Source organism: Mesorhizobium sp. M0870 (genome assembly GCF_040319775.1).
Lineage (GTDB): Bacteria > Pseudomonadota > Alphaproteobacteria > Rhizobiales > Rhizobiaceae > Mesorhizobium.
The window spans coordinates 65,610-84,041 of sequence record NZ_JAMYOI010000012.1 but is presented as its reverse complement, the minus strand read 5'-3'; the positions used below and the strand labels follow the sequence as shown (position 1 = coordinate 84,041).

The window sequence follows — 18,432 nt, the reverse complement described above, 5'->3', positions numbered from 1 at the left end:
CCGGACGTGCGGTAATTTCCCCTACCGTATTAACCGGATTTTCCCTACACGCAAGGCTTCTGGTTAATTTGTATTTACTTAACCCTGCGGCGTGGCTTTCGCGTCACTCATATCCCCTTGCATGGTAAACGGCGTCTCAACATCGTCCATGCAGAAGCCAAATTTCTTCATGATTTCAGCACCCAAACAGATCGTTCCAAAAAACGAACCCCATGAAGCACAGCACCAGAAGCAACCCGGCCCGATAGGCCATTTCCATCATCCGTTCCGACACCGGACGGCGAATGACAGCCTCCACCCCGTAGAACAAGAGGTGACCGCCGTCGAGGGGGGGAATCGGCAAAAGGTTCAGAATTCCGATGCCAACGGATAGCAGTGCAACCAGCTGCACGAGCCATTCGAATCCCAGTTTCGCAGCCCTGCCCGCCATGTCGGCTATCTTCACCGGACCGCCCAGCTGACATTTGTCTTCGCGCCCGACAACAAAGCGCTGCAGGAACTGGCCGGTGCGCTGGATGACGTGACCGGTTTCCTCGATCGCCGCCGCGACCGCTCCGACCGGCGTGTAGGTGATGAGTCTCGGCTGGCCGAGTTCCTTGTTGTTGACGACACCGATCACGGCGACCTTGACCTTGTTGCCGAGCGCGTCTTCCTGTTCCATCAGCCGCGGCGCCGCGGTCACAGTGACCTCCTGGCCGTCGCGCAGCATGACGAAGGTGATTGCGTCGTCGGCACGGCCCGAGACCAGGCGTTGAACGTCGCCAAAGGTTTCGACCTTGTTGCCGTCGACGCTGACGAATCGGTCGCCGGGAAGAATGCCGGCCTTCGCCGCCGGGCTGTCGGCGGTCACCTCGGCCACCATGGGCTCGGCGACATAGCGGCCATAGGCGGTGAACAGCACGGAAAAGACGACGATCGTCAGCAGGAAATTGAACAACGGTCCGGCCACCACCGTTGCCGCGCGCTTCCAGATCGGCTGCGTGTGGAAGGCGACCTTGCGCTCTTCCTCGGTCAGCGTTTCAATTTCTTCCGACGTGGGCTGGCTCGATGTGGCGTTCATGTCGCCGACGAATTTGACATAGCCGCCAAGCGGTATCGCACACAGTTTCCAGCGCGTGCCGTGGCTGTCGTTGAAGCCGAAAAGTTCCGGGCCGAAGCCGATCGAGAAGGCCCTGACACCGATGCCGCACCAGCGCCCGACAAGGTAATGGCCCATTTCATGGACGAACACGACCACTGTCAGCACGAAGAGGAATGGCACCAGCGTGCCCAGGACAAAGCCTTCTGTGCTGAAAAGCGCGTGAAGAATCTCGTTCAAGACAAACCCTCAAATTCTTCCACGGCGCAGACTGCGCCGTGACTGTGACACCAATCCGGGCGAATCCAAGGCGCACCGCGCATAGGACCCTGAAATGACATCGCTCAAACGGGAAACAGACCCTGCGCCGGATGATCGGCGTTCGCCGAAATCCAGCCGATGACGTATAGGGCGAATGCCGCTGCGACAAGCCCGTCGACACGATCCATGACGCCGCCATGGCCCGGGATGAGCGCCCCCGAATCCTTGCGGCCATGGCGGCGCTTGATCCAGGATTCGAACAGGTCGCCTGCCTGCGAGACAATCGACAGCACGAGCGCGACCAAGCCGAGCAATACCAGATTGCCGACACCGGCAGCTGCGGCGAGGACCAGCCCGGCGACGACGCCGCCGACAGCGCCGCCGAGTGCGCCGCTGCGCGTCTTGCCGGGCGAGATCGCCGGCGCCAGTTTCGGCCCCCCAACGGCGCGCCCCACGAAATAGGCAAGGATATCGGTGGCCCAGACGACCGCGAACAGGAACAGGATGGCAATGAGGCCTGAACGATCGCCATCCCGCAGCAAGGCGAGCGACAGGCCTGAAACCGCGGCATAGGCAAGGCCGCTCGCATCCCATTGTCCGGTCTTGCGAACCGAGGCGGCTATCGCCGTTGCGGCAACAATGGCCGCCACAAGCGGTAGCAGCCAGGAGGAGGCCAGGCCGCCAATCAAGGCGCCAATGAAGACAACCAGCAGTGCTTCCGGCAGGAAACCCAGACCCGTTGCCCCGGTTGGCCGCGACATGCGGGTCCATTCATAGAAGATCGCCGCTACGATCACGGCACACAGCAGCCGGAACGGCAAACCGCCGATCCAGGTCAAGCCGAGAGTGATGATGGCGAGCACGATCGCCGAAACGATACGGAGTTGAAGATTGCTCATCCCGCGGCCGGTCGCGAAGCGACGTCCTGGCCTCCAAGTCCGCCGAAACGGCGTTCGCGGCCAGCAAACTCACGCAAAGCTTCCGCAAGGTGCTCGCGGCTGAAGTCGGGCCAATAGCAAGGCAGGAAGACGAGTTCGCTATAGGCGGCTTGCCACAGAAGGAAGTTTGACAACCGAAGCTCGCCGCTGGTGCGGATGACGAGTTCCGGGTCGGGAATGCCTTGCGTATCAAGCGCGCCGGCAAAACTTTCGGCTGATATCGCCTCGGCGTCGAGTTCGCCACGCGCCACGGCCGCCGCAAGCTTTTGTGCCGTGCGAACGATTTCGTCTCGTCCGCCATAGTTGAAGGCGATCACCAGCGTCAGCGATTCGTTTGCGGCCGTCAGCGTTTCGGCCTCATCGAGCAGTCCCCTGATATCAGACTGCAGCCCTGCCCGGTCGCCGATGATTCTAACCCGCACACCGCTCTGGTGCAGTTCAGCAAGGTCACGGCGGATGAACATTTTCAAGAGGCCCATCAGGTCGCTGACCTCGGACTTCGGCCGCGACCAATTCTCCGACGAGAAAGCATAGACGGTCAGGTAGGAAATGCCGAGCCCAGGTGCCGCGCGCACCGTCTTGCGCAGCGCCTCGACACCGGCACGGTGGCCCGCAAGACGGGGCATGCCGCGCGCCTTGGCCCAGCGTCCGTTTCCGTCCATGATGATCGCGACATGCGCGGGCGTTGCCATGTTCTTGCTTTCGGGTCAGCCGGCGGCCATGACCCTAAACCTGCATGATTTCAGCTTCCTTATCGGAAAGCAGGTGGTCGATGTTGCTGATCGTCTCGTCGGTAAGTTTCTGGACCTGGTCCGAGCGCTTGCGCTGATCGTCTTCGCTGATGTCGCCGTCCTTCTCCGCCTTCTTCAGGAAGTCCATGCCGTCGCGGCGCACATGGCGCGCGGCGACACGGGCGTTCTCGGCGTAGGTGTGCGAGATCTTGACCAGTTCCTTGCGGCGCTGTTCGTTAAGTTCGGGAAGTGGAATCCTGAGGTTGGTGCCGTCTACGATCGGGTTGAACCCCAAATTGGATTCGCGGATCGCGCGGTCGACCGCGCCAACCATCGACTTGTCCCATACCGATACCGAGATCATGCGCGGCTCCGGCACCGAGACGTTGGCGACCTGATTGATCGGCATGGTGGTGCCGTAGGCCTGCACCTGGATCGCATCGAGCAGATTGCTGGAGGCGCGACCGGTCCGCAGCGAGGCCAGATCATGCTTGAACGCGGCAATGGCCCCATCCATGCGCCGCTTGAGATCGTCGTACTCACCACTCATCTTTATCTCCTCGACCGTCTAATGCGGGCTCACTGCTTCGGGGCCGTCTTCGAATCGAACTTCCGAAAACCGGCTTCCCTTTTCGGGTCAGGCCGCCGATCAATCGTCCGCGACGACCGTGCAGCGGCCGCCGCCCCTCAGAATATCGCCGAAACCACCTTTTTCGTGGATCGAATAGACGATTATCGGAATGTTGTTTTCGCGCGCAAGTGCAATCGCAGCGGTATCCATGATGGAAAGGCCGCGATTTATGACTTCGCCATGGCTGATGCGCTCGAAACGCGTCGCATTCGGGTCCTTCTTCGGGTCCGCCGAGTAGACGCCGTCGACCTGAGTGCCCTTGAACAGCGCGTCGGCGCCGATTTCAGCGGCGCGAAGGGCTGCGGCCGAATCAGTGGTGAAGAATGGATTGCCGGTGCCGCCGGCAAAGATCACCACCTTGCCCTGGTTCATGTAGGCGGTCGCCTGGCGCTGCGAAAAGCTCTCGCAAAGTTCGGGCATGGCGATCGCCGAAAGCACCACGGCGTCGACGCCGATCTTGTTCAACGACGTGCGCAGCGCCAGCGAGTTGATCACCGTGGCAAGCATGCCCATGTGGTCGCCGGTGACACGGTCGCCGCCCTTGGAGGCAACGGCCACGCCGCGAAAGATGTTGCCGCCGCCGATGACGACGCCGACCTCGATGCCCAATGCACGCGCCTCGGCGATGTCGCCGGCGATGCGATCCACTACTGAAACGTCGATGCCGAAATGCTGCTCGCCCATCAGTGCTTCGCCCGACGCTTTCAGCAAGACACGTCGGTAGAGGGGCTTCACCGTCATCTGGGCCTCTTCATTTGCATGTGGCGCGTTCCGGGTGGCTGCTCTGGCGCAGGCGCGCCATCCGAAACAATGGCGTTCCGATACACGAAGGGCGCCGCGAAGGCAAGCGGCGCCCAAACGGCAAATTGCCGGTTTCCTGCCCATTGATCAATTGGTGGACACGCTGGCCGACTCTCCTTCGATAAGCACCGGTGACACGTAGTTGGGGGGCTTGTCGCCGGTTGTCGCGCCGCCGGTAACGCGCGCCTGTATCTGCGAACCGAAATAGGAATAGGGAAACGGCGCTGGAGTTCTGCTGGCTCTCTCCAGCCGGTCGCGATGCGCTTTCGGAATCTCGAAATCCAGCGCGCCAAGATTGTCACGCATTTGGCTGAGCGTCGTCGCACCGAGGATGACGGTTGCGATCCCCGGCTGCGTGGCCACCCAGTTGAGCGCGACCTGAGGCATGCTGCGGCCGACCTCGGATGCGACCTTCTCGAGTTCGGCCACGATAGCCCAGTTGCGTTGCGTGAACTTTTGGAAACCCGGATGCGTCGAGTTGCGAAATCCGTCGAGGCGGCCGTTTCCGGTCTGGGCCGGTCGATACTTGCCGCTCAGCAAACCGCCGGCCAGCGGGCTCCACACCATGATGCCGGCGCCATGGCGCGTGCCGAATGGCACGAACTCGTTCTCGATCGCGCGTTCGGCCAGCGAATATTCGAGCTGTAGCGCCGAAACCGGCTCATATCCTCGCAATTCGGCGATCGCCTGTGCGCGGCCCGCATACCAGGCGGGCACATCGGAAAGGCCGACATGGCGCACCTTGCCCATCCGGACCAGGTCGTCCAGCGTGCGCATGACCTCTTCAGCCGGGGTCAGCCTGTCCCAGACATGCATGAGATAGAGATCGATATAGTCGGTCCCCAACCGTTTCAGCGAAGCATCGACGGCCCGCATGATGTTCTTGCGGCCGTTGCCGCCAGCATTCGGATTGCCGGCTGCATGTTCATGGTGAACTTGCTGGCTATCACCGCCGTGTCGCGCAGCCCGCGCTCGGCGATGAATTCACCAAGCCAGGCTTCGGCCGTGCCATCTGTGTAGAGATCCGCCGTGTCGAAGACATTGCCGCCCGCCTCGACATAGGCGTCGAAAATCGCCCGCGCCGTATCCCTGTCGGCTCCCCAGCCCCATTCCTTGCCGAAAGTCATCGTGCCCAGTGCCAGTCGGCTGACCCTAAGGCCGCTGTTGCCAAGAGTGTAGTAGGTCATGGTCATGATCGTCTTCCAATGCTTGGTGATAGATACCCCCACGCGTCACTGGCCCGGAGTGTTCTTGACCCAGGGATTGCCGCGCTCGTGTGTCATGTGGAACGCGAAGCCATCGACCTTCCAGCCATCCGCAAAACGCGTCAGGTGATGCTCATAGGTGCCCCAGACCTCCCAAAGCGGGTCGCCATTGCCTTCCATCCGGTTCCAAGCATAGCCGTTCGACAGGACAGTCGCCGTGTCCGCCTTGAGAGCGACCTGGTGATTGGTGCGCAGATGCAGGCTTGTCTTGCTGCCCTTGAGGTTGGCCGCCCAAGCGCCAACCAGATCGTCGGAAGCGATGTTGGCCGCCGGCTGTCCGGAGAGACTGCTGAAGTCGGCGGTGATCCGATCCGCAAAATAGCCGCGTGCAAGTTTCCAGTCCTGGGCGTCAACGGCCCGGTCGATGGCATCGGCAATGCGAATGACCGCGCGTTCGTCTGCAAGGGCCCGCCAGTCTGATGGCTCCGCCCCACCGGCATCCATCGGCGCCAACGCCATGCCTGCCGTGAAAGTTACGTGCTTTAACGTGTTCATGTCTCGTCTCCTCAGTGCCATCAGCCGATGAGTTGGCGACAATGTGGACCACCGTCTTGGCATCGATAAGGTTGCATTGTTCGCAAAGACCATGCGATATCATTCATGAATGGATCGCGATCTGCTCAGCCATCTTCCGGTCGTGGTCGCCGTTGCCCGGCGCGGCGGCTTCGCGCTTGCCGCCGCCGAACTCGGCATGAGCCCTTCGGCGGTCAGCCATGCGGTGCGCATTGTCGAAGAGCGGATCGGCCAGCCCTTGTTCGCCCGCACGACGCGCAGCGTTTCGCTCACCGAGGCCGGCAAGGCGCTGGTGGAAACGGCGGCTCCGGCCCTCCAGGATATTGCCGAGCGGATGGACCGCATCCGCAGCGTCAAAGGCAGGCCGTCTGGCCTGCTCAGGATCAACGCCTCCAACATAGCGATACCATTGGCGGTGACGCCGGTGGTCGCGGCGATGGCCGAGCGCTATCCGGAGGTTACGGTCGAGGTCTTCGCTGACCAGGGTCTGGTTGATATCGTCGGCGAAGGCTTCGATGCCGGCGTCCGGCTTGGCGAGATGATCGCTCAGGACATGGTTGCGGTCCGGCTGACGCCGCCATTCTCCGTCGTCATCGTCGCCTCGCCCGCCTATATCGGAAGGCACGGCCGTCCCGGCGGCGTTGCCGACCTGGCGAACCACAATTGTATCGGCTACCGGCTCGTCCGCTCCGGTGCGCTCTATCGCTGGGATTTGATCGAGGATGGCAAGGACATCGCCATGGAGACGCGGGGCAGCGTTGTCGTGACGGATTCGCTCGCAGCAATCGATCTTGCGCTTGCAGGCGTCGGGCTTGCCTATGTGTTCGAGCCGCTGGCGCGCGCCGATCTTGCCGCGGGCCGCCTCGTCCAGGTGCTGCCGCAGACGGCGATCGAGGAACCGGGGCTATTCCTCTATTTCCCTCGCCGGGCGGCGATGGCGCCGAAGCTCAGGGCCTTTATCGACACCGCACAAGAAATCGGCCGGGCCTCCTTGCGGACACCCGGCCGAGTTGCCTGAGTTCGTGAGCCCTGGAAAGGGCTATTTCTTGACCGCTGCAGCGACTTCCGCGGCGAAATCGGTCTCTTCCTTCTCGATGCCCTCGCCCAGCGCAAAGCGCAGGTAGGCGGTGATCTTGGCCGGCGCACCAATCTCCTTCTCGGCATCCTTCAGCGCCTTCTCGACAGTGATGTCGGGATTGAGCACGAAGGCCTGCTTCAGGAGCACGACTTCCTCGTAGAACTTGCGCAGACGGCCCTCGACCATCTTCTCGATGATCGCTTCCGGCTTGCCGGACTGGCGCGCCTGGTCGGAGAAGATCGCCTTCTCGCGTTCGACCGCGGCCGGATCGATCTGCTCTGCCGTCAGCGCCAGAGGGTTGGTGGCGGCAACATGCATCGCCACCTGGCGGCCAAAGGCGTTGGCGGCATGCTCATTGCCCGTGGTCTCGATCGCGACCAGCACGCCGAGTTTGCCAAGGCCGTCGGCAACCGCGTTGTGAACGTAGGTAGCGACAGCGCCGTGCGGAACGGTGAGCTTGGCCGAGCGGCGGAAGCCCATGTTTTCGCCGATGGTGCCGACAGCGTCCTTGATGGTGTGGGCAACCGACTTGTCGGACCCCGGATACTTTGCGGCGGCCACAGCCTCCGTCGTGCCATAGGCCAGCGCAACCTTGGCAACGTTGGCGACGATTTCCTGAAACGCGGCGTTGCGGGCCACGAAGTCGGTCTCGGAATTGACTTCCACGACGGCAGCTTCGCGCACGCCATTGTCGACGCCGATCAGACCTTCAGCCGCGGTGCGGCCAGCCTTCTTGTCGGCCTTGGAGATACCCTTCTTGCGCAGCCAGTCGACGGCCTCTTCCATGTTGCCGTTGGTCTCGGTCAACGCGGCCTTGCAATCCATCATGCCCGCGCCGGTCAAGTCGCGGAGTTCTTTGACCTGTGCAGCCGAAATGCTCATTGTCGCCTCTTTGTTTTAAATGCACCGACGCACCATCGGTATTCGATGGTGCGTCTGTTTAGCGTGCCAGAATATGAGAAAGATGAAGGCCGCAACCGGCCTTCGATTATCAAGCTTCGGGAGCTTCCGACGCCGGGGCCGGAGCCGGGTCGAGCGCGGGTTCGACCGGAGCTTCGACCGAAGCGCCGATGTCGACGCCGAGCGCGCCCTGCTGGCGGGCGATGCCGTCGATCGCAGCCTTGGCGATCAGGTCGCAATAGAGCTGGATGGCACGGGCCGCGTCGTCATTGCCGGGGATCGGGAAGTCGATCTTGTCCGGATCGCAGTTCGAATCGATGATGGCGACGACCGGGATGCCGAGGCGCTTGGCCTCGAGGATGGCGATCGCTTCCTTGTTGGTGTCGATCACGAACATCAGGTCGGGCGTCGAGCCCATGTCCTTGATGCCGCCCAGCGCCTTGTCGAGCTTCTCGCGCTCGCGGTCGAGGTTGAGGCGTTCCTTCTTGGTCAACCCTTGCGCTTCGCCGGCCAGCATCTCGTCGAGCTTGCGCAGGCGCTGGATCGAGTTCGAGATCGTCTTCCAGTTGGTCAGCATGCCGCCGAGCCAACGCGAGTTGACATAATACTGAGCCGAACGCTGTGCCGCATCGGCGACGATGTCGGAGGCCTGGCGCTTGGTGCCGACGAACAGCACGCGGCCACCTTTGGCAACGGTGTCGGAAACCTGCTTCAGCGCCTGGTGCAGCAAAGGCACCGTCTGCGACAGGTCGATGATGTGGATGTTGTTGCGGGCGCCATAGATGTAGGGCGCCATCTTCGGGTTCCAGCGGTGGGTCTGGTGGCCGAAGTGAATGCCAGCTTCCAAAAGCTGGCGCATGCTGAAATCAGGCAGTGCCATTCAAAGTTCCTTTCCGGTTAGCCTCCACGGACACAGGCATTTTTGGACTTTGTCCTCGAACGCCACCGGAGGTTTCAGCCGGATTTCTCCCGGGCAGACGCCAAAGTCCGTGTGTGGAATGAGCGCGCATATAGAGGGGATGCGCGATAAACGCAAGCGCCGCAGGATCGGTGGTGTTGCGTGCGACGATCCGCGCCCTGCCGTCAGCGCTTGACCTTGCCGTTCGGCACCCGCACCCGCCGGAAGACCGCGACGATCTCCTCGCGGCTGCATTCGATAGCGCCGAGCCGCACCGCACGATCACGCTCGAAGCCCGTTATGTCATAATGCGGCGCCGAAGTCTTGGGCGGTCCCTGGTACGATGAACGCTTGATGGCCAGCTCCGCGGCGAAGCGATGCAGTTCGTCGGTGTCGTCGGCCAACAGATGGCACCAGCGATGGCCGGCCCAGTTCCAGATCGCTGCGTCGACATAGACCGCCATGAGGCTTGCCGTATTCCTTCATCTTGCGCCGACAGGCACTCGTCTAGCGATGATAGAAGGGATTCAGATAGAAAATGAAGCCGCCGCCGGCCTCGACTTCAGCCACGGTGCTGGTGATTGTGTCCTGCATGCGACGATGCAACTCGGCAACCGCATCGTCGATCGAGCCGGCATACTCATGCAGGCCCAGCGCCTCCGGCACCCGGATATGGGCGCAACGCGGACCGGCCGGCTGCGGAATGAACCGGTTGATCGTGTCACGCAGTCCGCCCCGGCAATAGTCGTTGCGGACCCGCTTCAGATGTTCGGCGATCTCTTCCAGGCTGATGCGCGGGTTGGCCGCGGCCCAGGGCCCGACGCGTTGCAGCCTCTGAATCGTGTCGGCGAGCGCGCGGACCTGCTTTCGGCCTTCCGCATCGCCACTGTTTTTGCGCTGCCAACGACGCGCCCGCCGCAGAAGTTCGGTTGCGTCGGTGACATCAGTGTCGGGCGAGATGCTTTCGCCGAGTCGGCGGCCGAGTTCAGCAACCAACGCCTGCTGGCGCTCGGCATAGGTTGCGCCTTCGTCGGATGGCATGCCCGATGCTGCTTCATCGCGGGCCAGCAGCGTCGAATAGACATGGTGGATGCGCTGCGGCAGCGTGTCGGTCGCAAGGCGTTCTATTTTCAGGCTTTTCTCGACATAGGCGCATTCCTTCGCCAGCGCCGCTTCGACATTCCCGGTGAAGGCAAGCTTCCAGACGACTGGCGCGATCCAGACCTTGAAATCCGGATCCGTGGCCCGGCCGCGCTTGAGGGCCTCAAGCCCCATCTCGACGGCACCCGGCAGCAAAGGCGCAACGATGTTGGCATGCCAGCCAACGCCGCCTTCGGGATGCAGCAGCACGCCATGGCCTTTCAAGGCCCAGGCGACGGAGTGTTCCTTGGCTGCCCCGCTGTTGCCCGGAATCTGGGCGATCAGATTGTTGGCCAGCCAGAACTTCTGCATCAGCCGGCCAAGGCCGTTGACGACACCATTGGTTGCCCATGAGGCCGTGAGCGGGCTGACCTGCGACACAATCTCCTTGTCGATCATCCAGTCGGTGAAGAACTCGGGATGATTGGGCGTGATGAAGGTCGCCTTCCCTGCCCCGCAACTGGCCTTCAGCCGCTCAAGATCGGCGTCGGGAAAGTCGATATGGCGGACATTGGCGACGCCGCGAAGACCGGCCAGGCGATTGAACGGCAACAGATCCCGAAATCCGGGAATGCCGCGCAGCATGACGATCCGGTTGACGGATGTCATGGCCCTGATCAGTGCCGGGTTGGGCCGCGGCGCGACGAATGTATCGATCCTGCTCAAGCTGATCCCCCTCGCGCCTGGACGCTGGGAGAGGTTGAGAGACGATTGCGGCACGTTCAAGTCGATCGCAACGACCACGCCGTGTCGTGGTAAATCAACTGCCTAGACCGGCACTATTTGGCGGGGCAGGGTTTCGTCTGGTCGAACAGCGACAGGTTGACCAGCTTGCCGGTCATCGAGAAGTCGCCATAGTCCATGACGAGATCGCGGGTGATGCCGTTCTCATGCAGCTTGAAGCTGATACGGTATTCCGGCACCTCTTCGCCCGTCTTGTTGGTGTCGTCGAAATAGGCGATGTCGACCGGCCAGTATTTGTCCGTGGCGAGCTTTGCCAGTGCCGAAGCTTCCGGGTCGGCCTTGTCGGCATCGGTTTTCTTGCCGACCACGACAGTGGTGGTCATCACCTTGTTGGCGTCTTCGGAACCGTCGAACAGGTTCGTTTCGTAAAAATTCTCGCCTTTTTCGGCCTTGCCGATCAGCTCGACCAGGTGCTGGGTCGGAAATTGGGTTGTCGCCAGCTCGACGCTGTTCTTTTCAGGCTTGTCGATGTCGACCTTCAGGCCCTTGGTCTCTTTCGTGGCGATGCCCTTGACCTCCTTGTCGAGGTTCTGGTCGACGAAGGATTTTGTCACGAACGAAAAAGTCTTGCCTTCGGCGTCCTCGAAAGTGGTCGTCTGCTGGTCGGTCAACCTGGTGTTGTCGGCGGTGACGATCTGGGTGACGAAGCGGAATTTCACCGTATAGCCTTCGCAGGCCGAGCCATTGAACTCATAGACCATGCGGCCGGATATGCCCGTGATGCCGGACTGATCGGAAGCCTTTTTCAGGGTAAGATCGTAGACGGCGCGGTGGGCTTGCAGCGCCGGCGCGGCAAAGGCAGGGCCTATCGAGAGGGCTCCCGACAAGAGGACGGCATGGAATGCGAGGCGCGTTGCGCGCATGAGGTACTCCGATCGTCGCGACTGATGGCAGGCCGCAGGGAAAGATGGTCCAGCTTAAAAAAAGTCGTGGCGGAAGCGAGGCAAAAATAGCAATTTCGGCCCGGCCGGCGCGGCGTCACCAAGCAATAGGGAAATACCATGAGTGAAACAATCGAAAAGCGGCTAAGCGATCTGGGTGTGACGCTTCCCGTCGCCGCCGCGCCCGCCGCCAACTACGTGCCCTATTGCCGGACCGGCAATCTGCTGTTCACCGCCGGGCAATTGCCGCTCAAGGACGGCAAGCTGCAGGCGAGCGGGCTGTTAGGTCGCGATCTGGATACGGCAGGCGGCAAGGACGCGGCAAAATACTGCGCGATCAACATCCTGGCACAGGCCAAGGCAGCACTCGGCGACCTCGAGAAGATTAGCCGTCTGGTGAAGATCACCGTTTTCGTCGCCTCGGCACCTGAGTTCGTCGAGCAGCATCTGGTTGCCAACGGCGCCTCCGATTTCCTGGTGGCGGCCCTTGGCGAACGTGGCAAGCATGCGCGCTCCGCCGTCGGCACCGCCTGCCTGCCGCTTAATGCCGCAGTGGAAATCGAAGCCGTCTTCGAAATCGAATGAGCCAGGGGATAGATATGACCGACCTATCCTGGCTGACCGCCCGGCCCGTCGCCCATCGCGGCTTCCACGACATGAACAAGACGCGCTGGGAAAACACGCTGTCGGCCTTCGCCGCGGCCGCCGAGCGCGGCTATGCCATCGAATGCGACGTGCACCTGTCGTCCGACCGTGTTCCCGTCATCATCCATGACGGCGATCTCAAGCGCCTGACCGGCCAGGATGGTTTCGTCTGGCAGCGTACCGCAACTGAACTCGCGGCGCTCAGGGTCGGTGGCACGGCGGACCATGTGCCGACGCTGCAGGAAGCGCTCGACCTGGTGAACGGCCGCGTGCCATTGGTGGTCGAGTTGAAAGGCACGCCCGGCTATGACGAAGGCCTGGTGGCAAGCGTCGGCAAGATGCTCAAGCGCTACAAGGGCAAAGCGGCGATCATGTCGTTCGACCACTGGCTGGTCCGCGATTTTCCGAAGGACGCGCCGGGTATCCCAGGGGGGCTCACCGCCTACGGCAAGGACGTTGGGCTGATCGAGGCGCATTTCGCCATGCTGGCGCATAAGATCGCCTTCACCTCCTATGCCGCAGGCGACCTGCCGAACCCATTCGTCAGCTTCGTGCGCGAAAAGCTGAAAATGCCTGTTATCACCTGGACGGTGCACGACCAGCCGGCGGTCGACCTGACCTTCAGATATGCCGACCAGATGACGTTCGAGGGGTTCGAGCCCGATCTGGTCAAAGTCGCATGAGTGTCTGAAACGTGACTTGTACCAGGCCGGACGGAGCTTAAATAAGCCTCATGGATCAGGGCGACGAGGGCGACGGACAAACGGCCAATGCGGACTATTCGATCCGCGTCGCCGCCGGCATCGGCGCCTTCACCTGTGATGAATGGAACGGCTTTGCCGGAACTGCGCGCGGAGATTCAGAAACCAGTTACAATCCTTTGGTTTCCTTCGCTTTTCTAAGTGCGCTCGAAGATTCTGGATGCGCCGTGCGGCGTACCGGCTGGCAGGGCCATCACCTCAGGCTGGAGGACGGGCAAGGCAGATTGCTGGGCGCGGTGCCCTGTTATCTCAAATCGCACAGCCAGGGCGAATATGTGTTCGATCATGGCTGGTCGGATGCCTTCGAGCGCGCCGGCGGCCGTTACTACCCCAAACTGCAAAGTGCCGTGCCGTTCTCCCCGGTCACCGGCCCTCGCCTGCTGGTCAGTAAAGGCGAGGACAGCGCCAAAGTAAAGGCCGGTCTCGTGGCGGGCCTGAAGGCGGTGACGCAAAAACTCGGCGTCTCTTCCGCGCATGTCACCTTCGCGCAAGAGAGCGATGTGGAGGTGCTGGAAGCGGCAGGCTTCCTGCACCGCACCGACCAGCAATTCCATTTCTTCAACGAAGGCTTTTCGACCTATGACGACTTCCTCGCCACCCTTGCCTCGCGCAAGCGAAAGGCGATGAAGAAGGAAAGGCGTGAAGCGCTTGCCCCAGGCATTTCGATCGACCGGCTGACCGGCAAGGACCTCACGGAGAAGGCCTGGGACGATTTCTTCGCCTTCTACATGGACACCGGCAGCCGCAAATGGGGTCGGCCCTATCTCAACCGTCAATTCTTCTCGCTGATCGGCGAACGCATGGCCGACGACATCCTGCTGGTGATGGCGAGGCGCAACGGGCGATACATTGCCGGGGCCATCAATTTCATCGGCTCCGACGCACTCTATGGCCGCAACTGGGGCTGTATCGAGGACCATCCCTTCCTGCATTTCGAGGTCTGCTATCACCAGGCGATCGACTTCGCCATCGAGCGCAAGCTGAAGGTGGTGGAGGCGGGCGCGCAGGGCGAGCACAAGCTGGCGCGCGGCTACCGGCCGGTGACCATGCATTCCGCGCACTACATTGCACACCCAGGCCTGCGCAATGCCGTCGCCGATTATCTCAGGCGTGAACGCCACGAGGTGGAGCGGATGAGCGAATATCTCGAGGGGCACACCCCGTTCCGCAAGGATCTGGAGGAGTAGCAACAGGGCTGCCTGACGAGCAGGGCTGACTTCGCCCGATCGTCTTGTCGATTTTCCACCGTTTCGCTACACGAAAGGCACAATCCGGAGCGTTCACCATGACTGAGGCCGCCTACGATACCGACAACATCTTCGCCAAGATCCTGCGCGGCGAAATTCCTTCGCACCGCGTCTACGAGGACGCAGCGGTCATCGCCTTCATGGATGTGATGCCGCAGGGGCCGGGCCATACGCTGGTGTTGCCGAAGGCGCCATCGCGCAACCTGCTCGACGCCGACCCGTCAATTTTCGGCCATCTCTTGAACGTCGTTCAGAAAGTGGCGCTGGCGGTGAAAAAGGCCTTTGGCGCCGACGGCGTCACCATCATGCAGTTCAATGAGCCGGCATCGGGGCAAACCGTCTATCATCTGCATGTACATGTCATTCCGCGCTTCGACGGCATCCCGCTGAAGTCGCACACGGGAGGAATGGAGAAGCCGGAGGTGCTGACCGAAAATGCCGAAAAGATCCGGACTGCGCTCAAAAATTGAGAGCGAGAGGTCAGCCGATGTGGCGGACCGGGTAGCGCCGTTTAGCCGAGAAGACGATTCTAGTGCCCGGCCGTGCCGGCGCCGGGACTCAACCGTTTGCAACTCTAATCGTCTGATTAGGAAATATTGAACCGTCTCACGGTAAACAGTAACGGCGTGGCGAGCTGTGGGGCTTCAAAACCATGGAAGATTCGGTTGCGGCATCGGCCCCGCTGACGGGGGCAATTTTCGGACGTGCTTTTCTTGGTATCTTGGCGGATGCCTTTTGGCGACACCGGCTGCTGCACGCTATGGCTGCCGCTGCGCTGCTTCTGGCAAGCGCAGTCGGGTGGCACACTGGAAACATGCCGGATTTCGGCGTTCTGGAGGAATACGCCGAGTATCTTTTCATCGCCTTCTGGATTTGCGGCTCAGCCCTTGCACTTGGGACGCTTTTCCACCTTGCGCTGGTCCAGCGGGATACCGAACCGCTGCACACCTTCCTCAAGTCACTGGGTAGATTCTTTGGCGATGCCGAACGCATTGCCAACAGCCTGAATGGCCTGGGTGCAGGTCTTGCCTTCATATCCGCGATCGGTGTGTTGAAGGGAGCCATTGCAATCCTCTCTCCGTTTGCATGGGACAAAGCATTGGCTCACGCCGATCGCATCCTGCATTTCGGTCGAGCCCCGCACGAATGGTTGTGGTTTGTCGTCCAGTCGCCGCTTGCGTTGAAGATCATCAACATCGCGTACAATTTCTGGTTCGTCGTGCTCATCACCACGGTTTTCACCGTGTGCATCACACGCAAGGATACGAAGCTGCGTCACCAGTTCCTGATGAGCTTCATGACGATGTGGACGCTGGGTGGCTTCTTCCTCGCGATGGGCCTGTCGTCGGCTGGCCCTTGCTTTTACGAGCGATTGGGGTTCGGCAACGACTTTCACCCCCTCATGCAAGCACTTGCCGTTGCCGATCGCGTCTATCCGATCTGGGCGCTCAGCACGCAGGATATGCTGTGGAGTGGCTATACCGGCGCAACTACCGGCAGCGTCGGTATATCCGCCTTCCCATCCCTGCACGTTGCGATGGCGGTGCTGTTCGCCCTCTACGCAACACGGCGGTCTCGGCTGGCCGGTCTTGTGATGTGGTTATTCGCCGGCGTCATTATGGTCGGTTCCGTCGTACTTGGCTGGCACTATGCCGTGGATGGCTATGCGGGTGCATTCCTGATGATCGCGATCTGGAAGGCGTGCGGATATTTGGTGACACGTTTCGCGTCGGACCGCATGGCCGCTGAAATCGAGAGCTCCACCATGCAATCGCCGGCCGTATGCGGGCTGTAAATTCGCCGATCTGGACGAACCCGCCTGCGGCGGCCATGCCGGTCAAAACGGCTCAAGGGCCGCGCTGGATGGGTTGAATAGTTTCTGAAACGCTGTTGGATACGGTGCTAAGCTGCTCTGCGATCGTATCCGCGCATTGCCCAGGGCTGAGGAGCGAGGTGTCGACTTCCAGATCGTACACGCCTGGGCGGTGGACTTCTTCTTGCCACAGACGCACGGGCAGCGGGACGGGATCATCGGGCGAGCCGGTTACATATCCCTTGTCTGCCGCGCTGGCCGCACGCCTTTCCATGATGATTTCCAGCGGGCAGCGAACACCGACAAACAGCACCGGCAGACCTACAAGCCGGCGCGCGCAATCGGCCACAATGTGAAGTGGTCTCGAATAGGCATCGTGATGGCCGACATCCGCAACGACATTCAGCTCCAACCGGCTATGAGCGGCTATCGATTCGTAGAGCGCGGCGTATAATCCGGGCACGAGGGCCTCAAGGTCCGGACGCTCGCCGCCAGGCCGCAATCCTATCCCAGGCCGATAGCGTGCCGGCGTGGCCTGCTCGTAGACGTCGACACCGAGATTGAGCCAGACGCCATCGAAGCTCTCCTGAACAGCTCTGGCGATGCTTGATTTTCCCGATCTCGGTGCACCGTTCAGAATGATGACCTGCCCGGCCATGCGTCCTCCCGCTCCAATGAAAAAAGCCCCGTTTTGAACTGACCCCCGAAAGTTGGACACAACCTTCGGGGGTTTTGCATGTCCAAATACAGCGAGAGTTTCAAGCGCTCGGTTGTCGATAGCTATTTAGGCGGGGATGAGAGCTGCGCGAGTGCGGCGTCGATGCATGGCGTTGATGCGGCCACTGTTCGCAAGTGGGTTGCGTTGTACCAGGCGCATGGCGATGCCGGGCTATCTGGTAAGTACGGTCGTTACGACGCGGCGTTCAGGCTGTCGGTGCTTGAGCGAATGTGGGAGGAAGGTCTGTCGTATCGGCAGACGGCTGCATTGTTCAATATCCGCAATGCCAGTTGCCTGACGGGCTGGGAGAAGCGCTATCATGCGGGCGGGATAGAGGCGCTCGGCCCACGTCCCAGAGGACGACCCATGTCAAAGCCGCCGTCCCCCGCAGTGCCTGTTGCAGCCAGTGACGAGGCCAAAAGCCGCGAAGAACTGCTGGCTGAGCTGAAGCATCTGCGGATGGAGAACGACTACCTAAAAAAACTAGAGGCCTTAACGCAGGGACATGCGCTCAAAAAGCGCAAGCCGTCCAGGCGTTAAGGCCGTTGCATTCGCTTGAGGGGCTGCTCGAGCTGGCGAAGCTTGCGCGCAGCACGTTCTATTACAGACAGAAAGCAGCGAAGCGCTCGGACCGCCATGCGGCGCTGAAGGCGGCGATCAAGGCCATCTTCGACAGCCACAAGGGTCGCTACGGCTATCGCCGGGTGACTGCGCAACTGCACCGGTTGGGCCGGCGCGTCAACCACAAGACCGTCCAGAGCCTGATGGCCGGGATGGGATTGAAGTCGCTGGTCAGGCCGAAGAAGTATCGCTCCTACAGGGGCGAGGCTGGGCGGACCGCTCCCGATCTGTTGCAGCGCAAGTTCGGCGCCGACCGCGCCAACCGCAAATGGGTGACCGACGTGACGGAGTTCAGCCTGGCCGGCGACAAGCTCTATCTGTCCCCGGTCATGGATCTCTACAATGGCGAGATCGTCGCGTTCGAGACGGCGCGGCGGCCACGCTTCAAAATGGTGGACAATATGCTGACCAAAGCCCTCGCCCGGCTTGGTGAGAACGAAAGGCCGATCCTGCATTCCGATCAGGGATGGCAGTATCAGATGTCGGCATTCCAACGCAGGCTGGAAGCCAGAGGCCTCCAACAGAGCATGTCACGCAAAGGCAATTGCCTCGACAACGCCCCAATGAAGAGCTTCTTTGCCATCCTCAAATCCGAGCTCTTCCATCCCGGAACCTTCGACACCGTTCAAAGCCTGGACGACGCCATCACGGACTACATCGACTATTACAACCACCGCCGCATCAAACTGAAACTGAAAGGGCTGGCCCCTGTGCAATACAGGAACCAGCCCTTAAACCTACCAACTCAATGAACCGTCCAACTTTATG

At 61.2% G+C, this 18,432-nt stretch carries 19 protein-coding genes and 1 pseudogene; 7 read left to right on the top strand and 13 right to left on the bottom strand.

Translation table 11 applies throughout. The annotated features are described in order from the left end of the window. Positions 1 to 175 precede the first annotated feature (175 nt). The 7 genes and pseudogenes from rseP to NKH97_RS16515 form a co-directional block, all read right to left on the bottom strand. Complete coding sequence (rseP, locus tag NKH97_RS16545; protein ID WP_352797950.1) at positions 176 to 1,318, bottom strand: RIP metalloprotease RseP; 1,143 nt, start codon at positions 1,316 to 1,318, stop codon at positions 176 to 178. Between the two features lie 104 nt (positions 1,319 to 1,422). Continuing rightward, the gene (locus NKH97_RS16540) at positions 1,423 to 2,238 is read right to left on the bottom strand and encodes a phosphatidate cytidylyltransferase (RefSeq protein ID WP_023812929.1); all 816 of its coding nucleotides are present in this window, start codon (positions 2,236 to 2,238) and stop codon (positions 1,423 to 1,425) included. Further along, positions 2,235 to 2,969: an isoprenyl transferase gene (locus NKH97_RS16535; protein WP_023812930.1), complete on the bottom strand. Its 735-nt coding sequence runs from the start codon at positions 2,967 to 2,969 to the stop codon at positions 2,235 to 2,237. Before NKH97_RS16535 ends, NKH97_RS16540 begins: the two co-directional genes overlap by 4 nt. 34 nt (positions 2,970 to 3,003) lie before the next feature. Next, on the bottom strand, positions 3,004 to 3,558 hold the full coding sequence (gene frr / locus NKH97_RS16530) for a ribosome recycling factor (RefSeq protein WP_023812931.1): 555 nt from the start codon (positions 3,556 to 3,558) through the stop codon (positions 3,004 to 3,006). Positions 3,559 to 3,657: 99 nt separating this feature from the next. Next, positions 3,658 to 4,380, bottom strand: coding sequence for a UMP kinase (gene pyrH, locus NKH97_RS16525; protein ID WP_013531760.1), 723 nt, complete (start codon positions 4,378 to 4,380; stop codon positions 3,658 to 3,660). A 147-nt stretch (positions 4,381 to 4,527) separates the two neighbouring features. After that, a pseudogene (locus NKH97_RS16520) lies at positions 4,528 to 5,633 on the bottom strand (aldo/keto reductase). Positions 5,634 to 5,672: 39 nt separating this feature from the next. Then, positions 5,673 to 6,200, bottom strand: coding sequence for a nuclear transport factor 2 family protein (locus NKH97_RS16515; RefSeq protein ID WP_128303617.1), 528 nt, complete (start codon positions 6,198 to 6,200; stop codon positions 5,673 to 5,675). A gap of 109 nt (positions 6,201 to 6,309) precedes the next feature. On the opposite strand from NKH97_RS16515, the gene NKH97_RS16510 reads away from it, so the two are divergent. Next, positions 6,310 to 7,236, top strand: coding sequence for a LysR family transcriptional regulator (locus NKH97_RS16510; RefSeq protein WP_127295546.1), 927 nt, complete (start codon positions 6,310 to 6,312; stop codon positions 7,234 to 7,236). Positions 7,237 to 7,257: 21 nt separating this feature from the next. Here NKH97_RS16510 and tsf read toward each other — a convergent pair whose 3' ends face one another. The 5 genes from tsf to NKH97_RS16485 all read right to left on the bottom strand — a co-directional run bounded on the left by tsf (position 7,258) and on the right by NKH97_RS16485 (position 11,841). Then, positions 7,258 to 8,178, bottom strand: a complete 921-nt coding sequence (gene tsf / locus NKH97_RS16505; RefSeq protein WP_352797943.1) for a translation elongation factor Ts — start codon at positions 8,176 to 8,178, stop codon at positions 7,258 to 7,260. 109 nt (positions 8,179 to 8,287) lie between these two features. After that, on the bottom strand, positions 8,288 to 9,076 hold the full coding sequence (gene rpsB, locus NKH97_RS16500; protein ID WP_023812937.1) for a 30S ribosomal protein S2: 789 nt from the start codon (positions 9,074 to 9,076) through the stop codon (positions 8,288 to 8,290). 203 nt (positions 9,077 to 9,279) lie between these two features. Further along, positions 9,280 to 9,558 carry a DUF4031 domain-containing protein gene (locus NKH97_RS16495; RefSeq protein ID WP_128303613.1) on the bottom strand — a complete coding sequence of 93 codons (279 nt, stop codon included), beginning with the start codon at positions 9,556 to 9,558 and terminating at the stop codon, positions 9,280 to 9,282. A gap of 43 nt (positions 9,559 to 9,601) precedes the next feature. Continuing rightward, positions 9,602 to 10,900, bottom strand: a complete 1,299-nt coding sequence (locus tag NKH97_RS16490; RefSeq protein ID WP_352797938.1) for a lysophospholipid acyltransferase family protein — start codon at positions 10,898 to 10,900, stop codon at positions 9,602 to 9,604. Positions 10,901 to 11,013: 113 nt separating this feature from the next. Next, complete coding sequence (locus NKH97_RS16485) at positions 11,014 to 11,841, bottom strand: cell envelope integrity EipB family protein (protein WP_023812940.1); 828 nt, start codon at positions 11,839 to 11,841, stop codon at positions 11,014 to 11,016. A gap of 138 nt (positions 11,842 to 11,979) precedes the next feature. Here NKH97_RS16485 and NKH97_RS16480 point away from each other — a divergent pair, with 138 nt between their 5' ends. The 5 genes from NKH97_RS16480 (at position 11,980) to NKH97_RS16460 (ending at position 16,307) form a co-directional block, all read left to right on the top strand. Further along, positions 11,980 to 12,444: a RidA family protein gene (locus tag NKH97_RS16480; RefSeq protein ID WP_023812941.1), complete on the top strand. Its 465-nt coding sequence runs from the start codon at positions 11,980 to 11,982 to the stop codon at positions 12,442 to 12,444. Between the two features lie 14 nt (positions 12,445 to 12,458). Next, on the top strand, positions 12,459 to 13,187 hold the full coding sequence (locus tag NKH97_RS16475; RefSeq protein ID WP_128303609.1) for a glycerophosphodiester phosphodiesterase: 729 nt from the start codon (positions 12,459 to 12,461) through the stop codon (positions 13,185 to 13,187). A 50-nt stretch (positions 13,188 to 13,237) separates the two neighbouring features. After that, entirely contained in the window at positions 13,238 to 14,452 is a 1,215-nt protein-coding gene (locus tag NKH97_RS16470) for a GNAT family N-acetyltransferase (RefSeq protein ID WP_352612294.1), read from the top strand. 98 nt (positions 14,453 to 14,550) lie between these two features. Continuing rightward, on the top strand, positions 14,551 to 14,982 hold the full coding sequence (locus NKH97_RS16465; protein ID WP_128303607.1) for an HIT family protein: 432 nt from the start codon (positions 14,551 to 14,553) through the stop codon (positions 14,980 to 14,982). A gap of 182 nt (positions 14,983 to 15,164) precedes the next feature. After that, the gene (locus tag NKH97_RS16460) at positions 15,165 to 16,307 is read left to right on the top strand and encodes a phosphatase PAP2 family protein (protein ID WP_352612296.1); all 1,143 of its coding nucleotides are present in this window, start codon (positions 15,165 to 15,167) and stop codon (positions 16,305 to 16,307) included. A 52-nt stretch (positions 16,308 to 16,359) separates the two neighbouring features. Here the strand turns inward: NKH97_RS16460 and NKH97_RS16455 are convergent, their stop codons facing one another. Next, positions 16,360 to 16,983: a chloramphenicol phosphotransferase CPT family protein gene (locus NKH97_RS16455; protein ID WP_352612300.1), complete on the bottom strand. Its 624-nt coding sequence runs from the start codon at positions 16,981 to 16,983 to the stop codon at positions 16,360 to 16,362. Positions 16,984 to 17,061: 78 nt separating this feature from the next. Between NKH97_RS16455 and NKH97_RS16450 the strand changes: the two genes are divergently transcribed. Further along, positions 17,062 to 18,416, top strand: a protein-coding gene (locus NKH97_RS16450) for an IS3 family transposase (RefSeq protein ID WP_502897080.1) whose coding sequence is annotated in 2 segments (ribosomal slippage) — positions 17,062 to 17,527 and positions 17,527 to 18,416 — 1,356 coding nt in all. Because the reading frame shifts where the segments join, the coding sequence is not laid out codon by codon here. Positions 18,417 to 18,432 lie beyond the last annotated feature (16 nt).

Coding starts and splice junctions, on each gene's coding strand:
- NKH97_RS16540 (WP_023812929.1), bottom strand. CDS start 2,238: ATGAGCAATCTTCAACTCCGTATCGTTTCGGCGATCGTGCTCGCCATC.
- NKH97_RS16535 (WP_023812930.1), bottom strand. CDS start 2,969: ATGGCAACGCCCGCGCATGTCGCGATCATCATGGACGGAAACGGACGC.
- frr (WP_023812931.1), bottom strand. CDS start 3,558: ATGAGTGGTGAGTACGACGATCTCAAGCGGCGCATGGATGGGGCCATT.
- pyrH (WP_013531760.1), bottom strand. CDS start 4,380: ATGACGGTGAAGCCCCTCTACCGACGTGTCTTGCTGAAAGCGTCGGGC.
- NKH97_RS16515 (WP_128303617.1), bottom strand. CDS start 6,200: ATGAACACGTTAAAGCACGTAACTTTCACGGCAGGCATGGCGTTGGCG.
- NKH97_RS16510 (WP_127295546.1), top strand. CDS start 6,310: ATGGATCGCGATCTGCTCAGCCATCTTCCGGTCGTGGTCGCCGTTGCC.
- tsf (WP_352797943.1), bottom strand. CDS start 8,178: ATGAGCATTTCGGCTGCACAGGTCAAAGAACTCCGCGACTTGACCGGC.
- rpsB (WP_023812937.1), bottom strand. CDS start 9,076: ATGGCACTGCCTGATTTCAGCATGCGCCAGCTTTTGGAAGCTGGCATT.
- NKH97_RS16495 (WP_128303613.1), bottom strand. CDS start 9,558: ATGGCGGTCTATGTCGACGCAGCGATCTGGAACTGGGCCGGCCATCGC.
- NKH97_RS16485 (WP_023812940.1), bottom strand. CDS start 11,841: ATGCGCGCAACGCGCCTCGCATTCCATGCCGTCCTCTTGTCGGGAGCC.
- NKH97_RS16480 (WP_023812941.1), top strand. CDS start 11,980: ATGAGTGAAACAATCGAAAAGCGGCTAAGCGATCTGGGTGTGACGCTT.
- NKH97_RS16475 (WP_128303609.1), top strand. CDS start 12,459: ATGACCGACCTATCCTGGCTGACCGCCCGGCCCGTCGCCCATCGCGGC.
- NKH97_RS16470 (WP_352612294.1), top strand. CDS start 13,238: ATGGATCAGGGCGACGAGGGCGACGGACAAACGGCCAATGCGGACTAT.
- NKH97_RS16465 (WP_128303607.1), top strand. CDS start 14,551: ATGACTGAGGCCGCCTACGATACCGACAACATCTTCGCCAAGATCCTG.
- NKH97_RS16460 (WP_352612296.1), top strand. CDS start 15,165: ATGGAAGATTCGGTTGCGGCATCGGCCCCGCTGACGGGGGCAATTTTC.
- NKH97_RS16455 (WP_352612300.1), bottom strand. CDS start 16,983: ATGGCCGGGCAGGTCATCATTCTGAACGGTGCACCGAGATCGGGAAAA.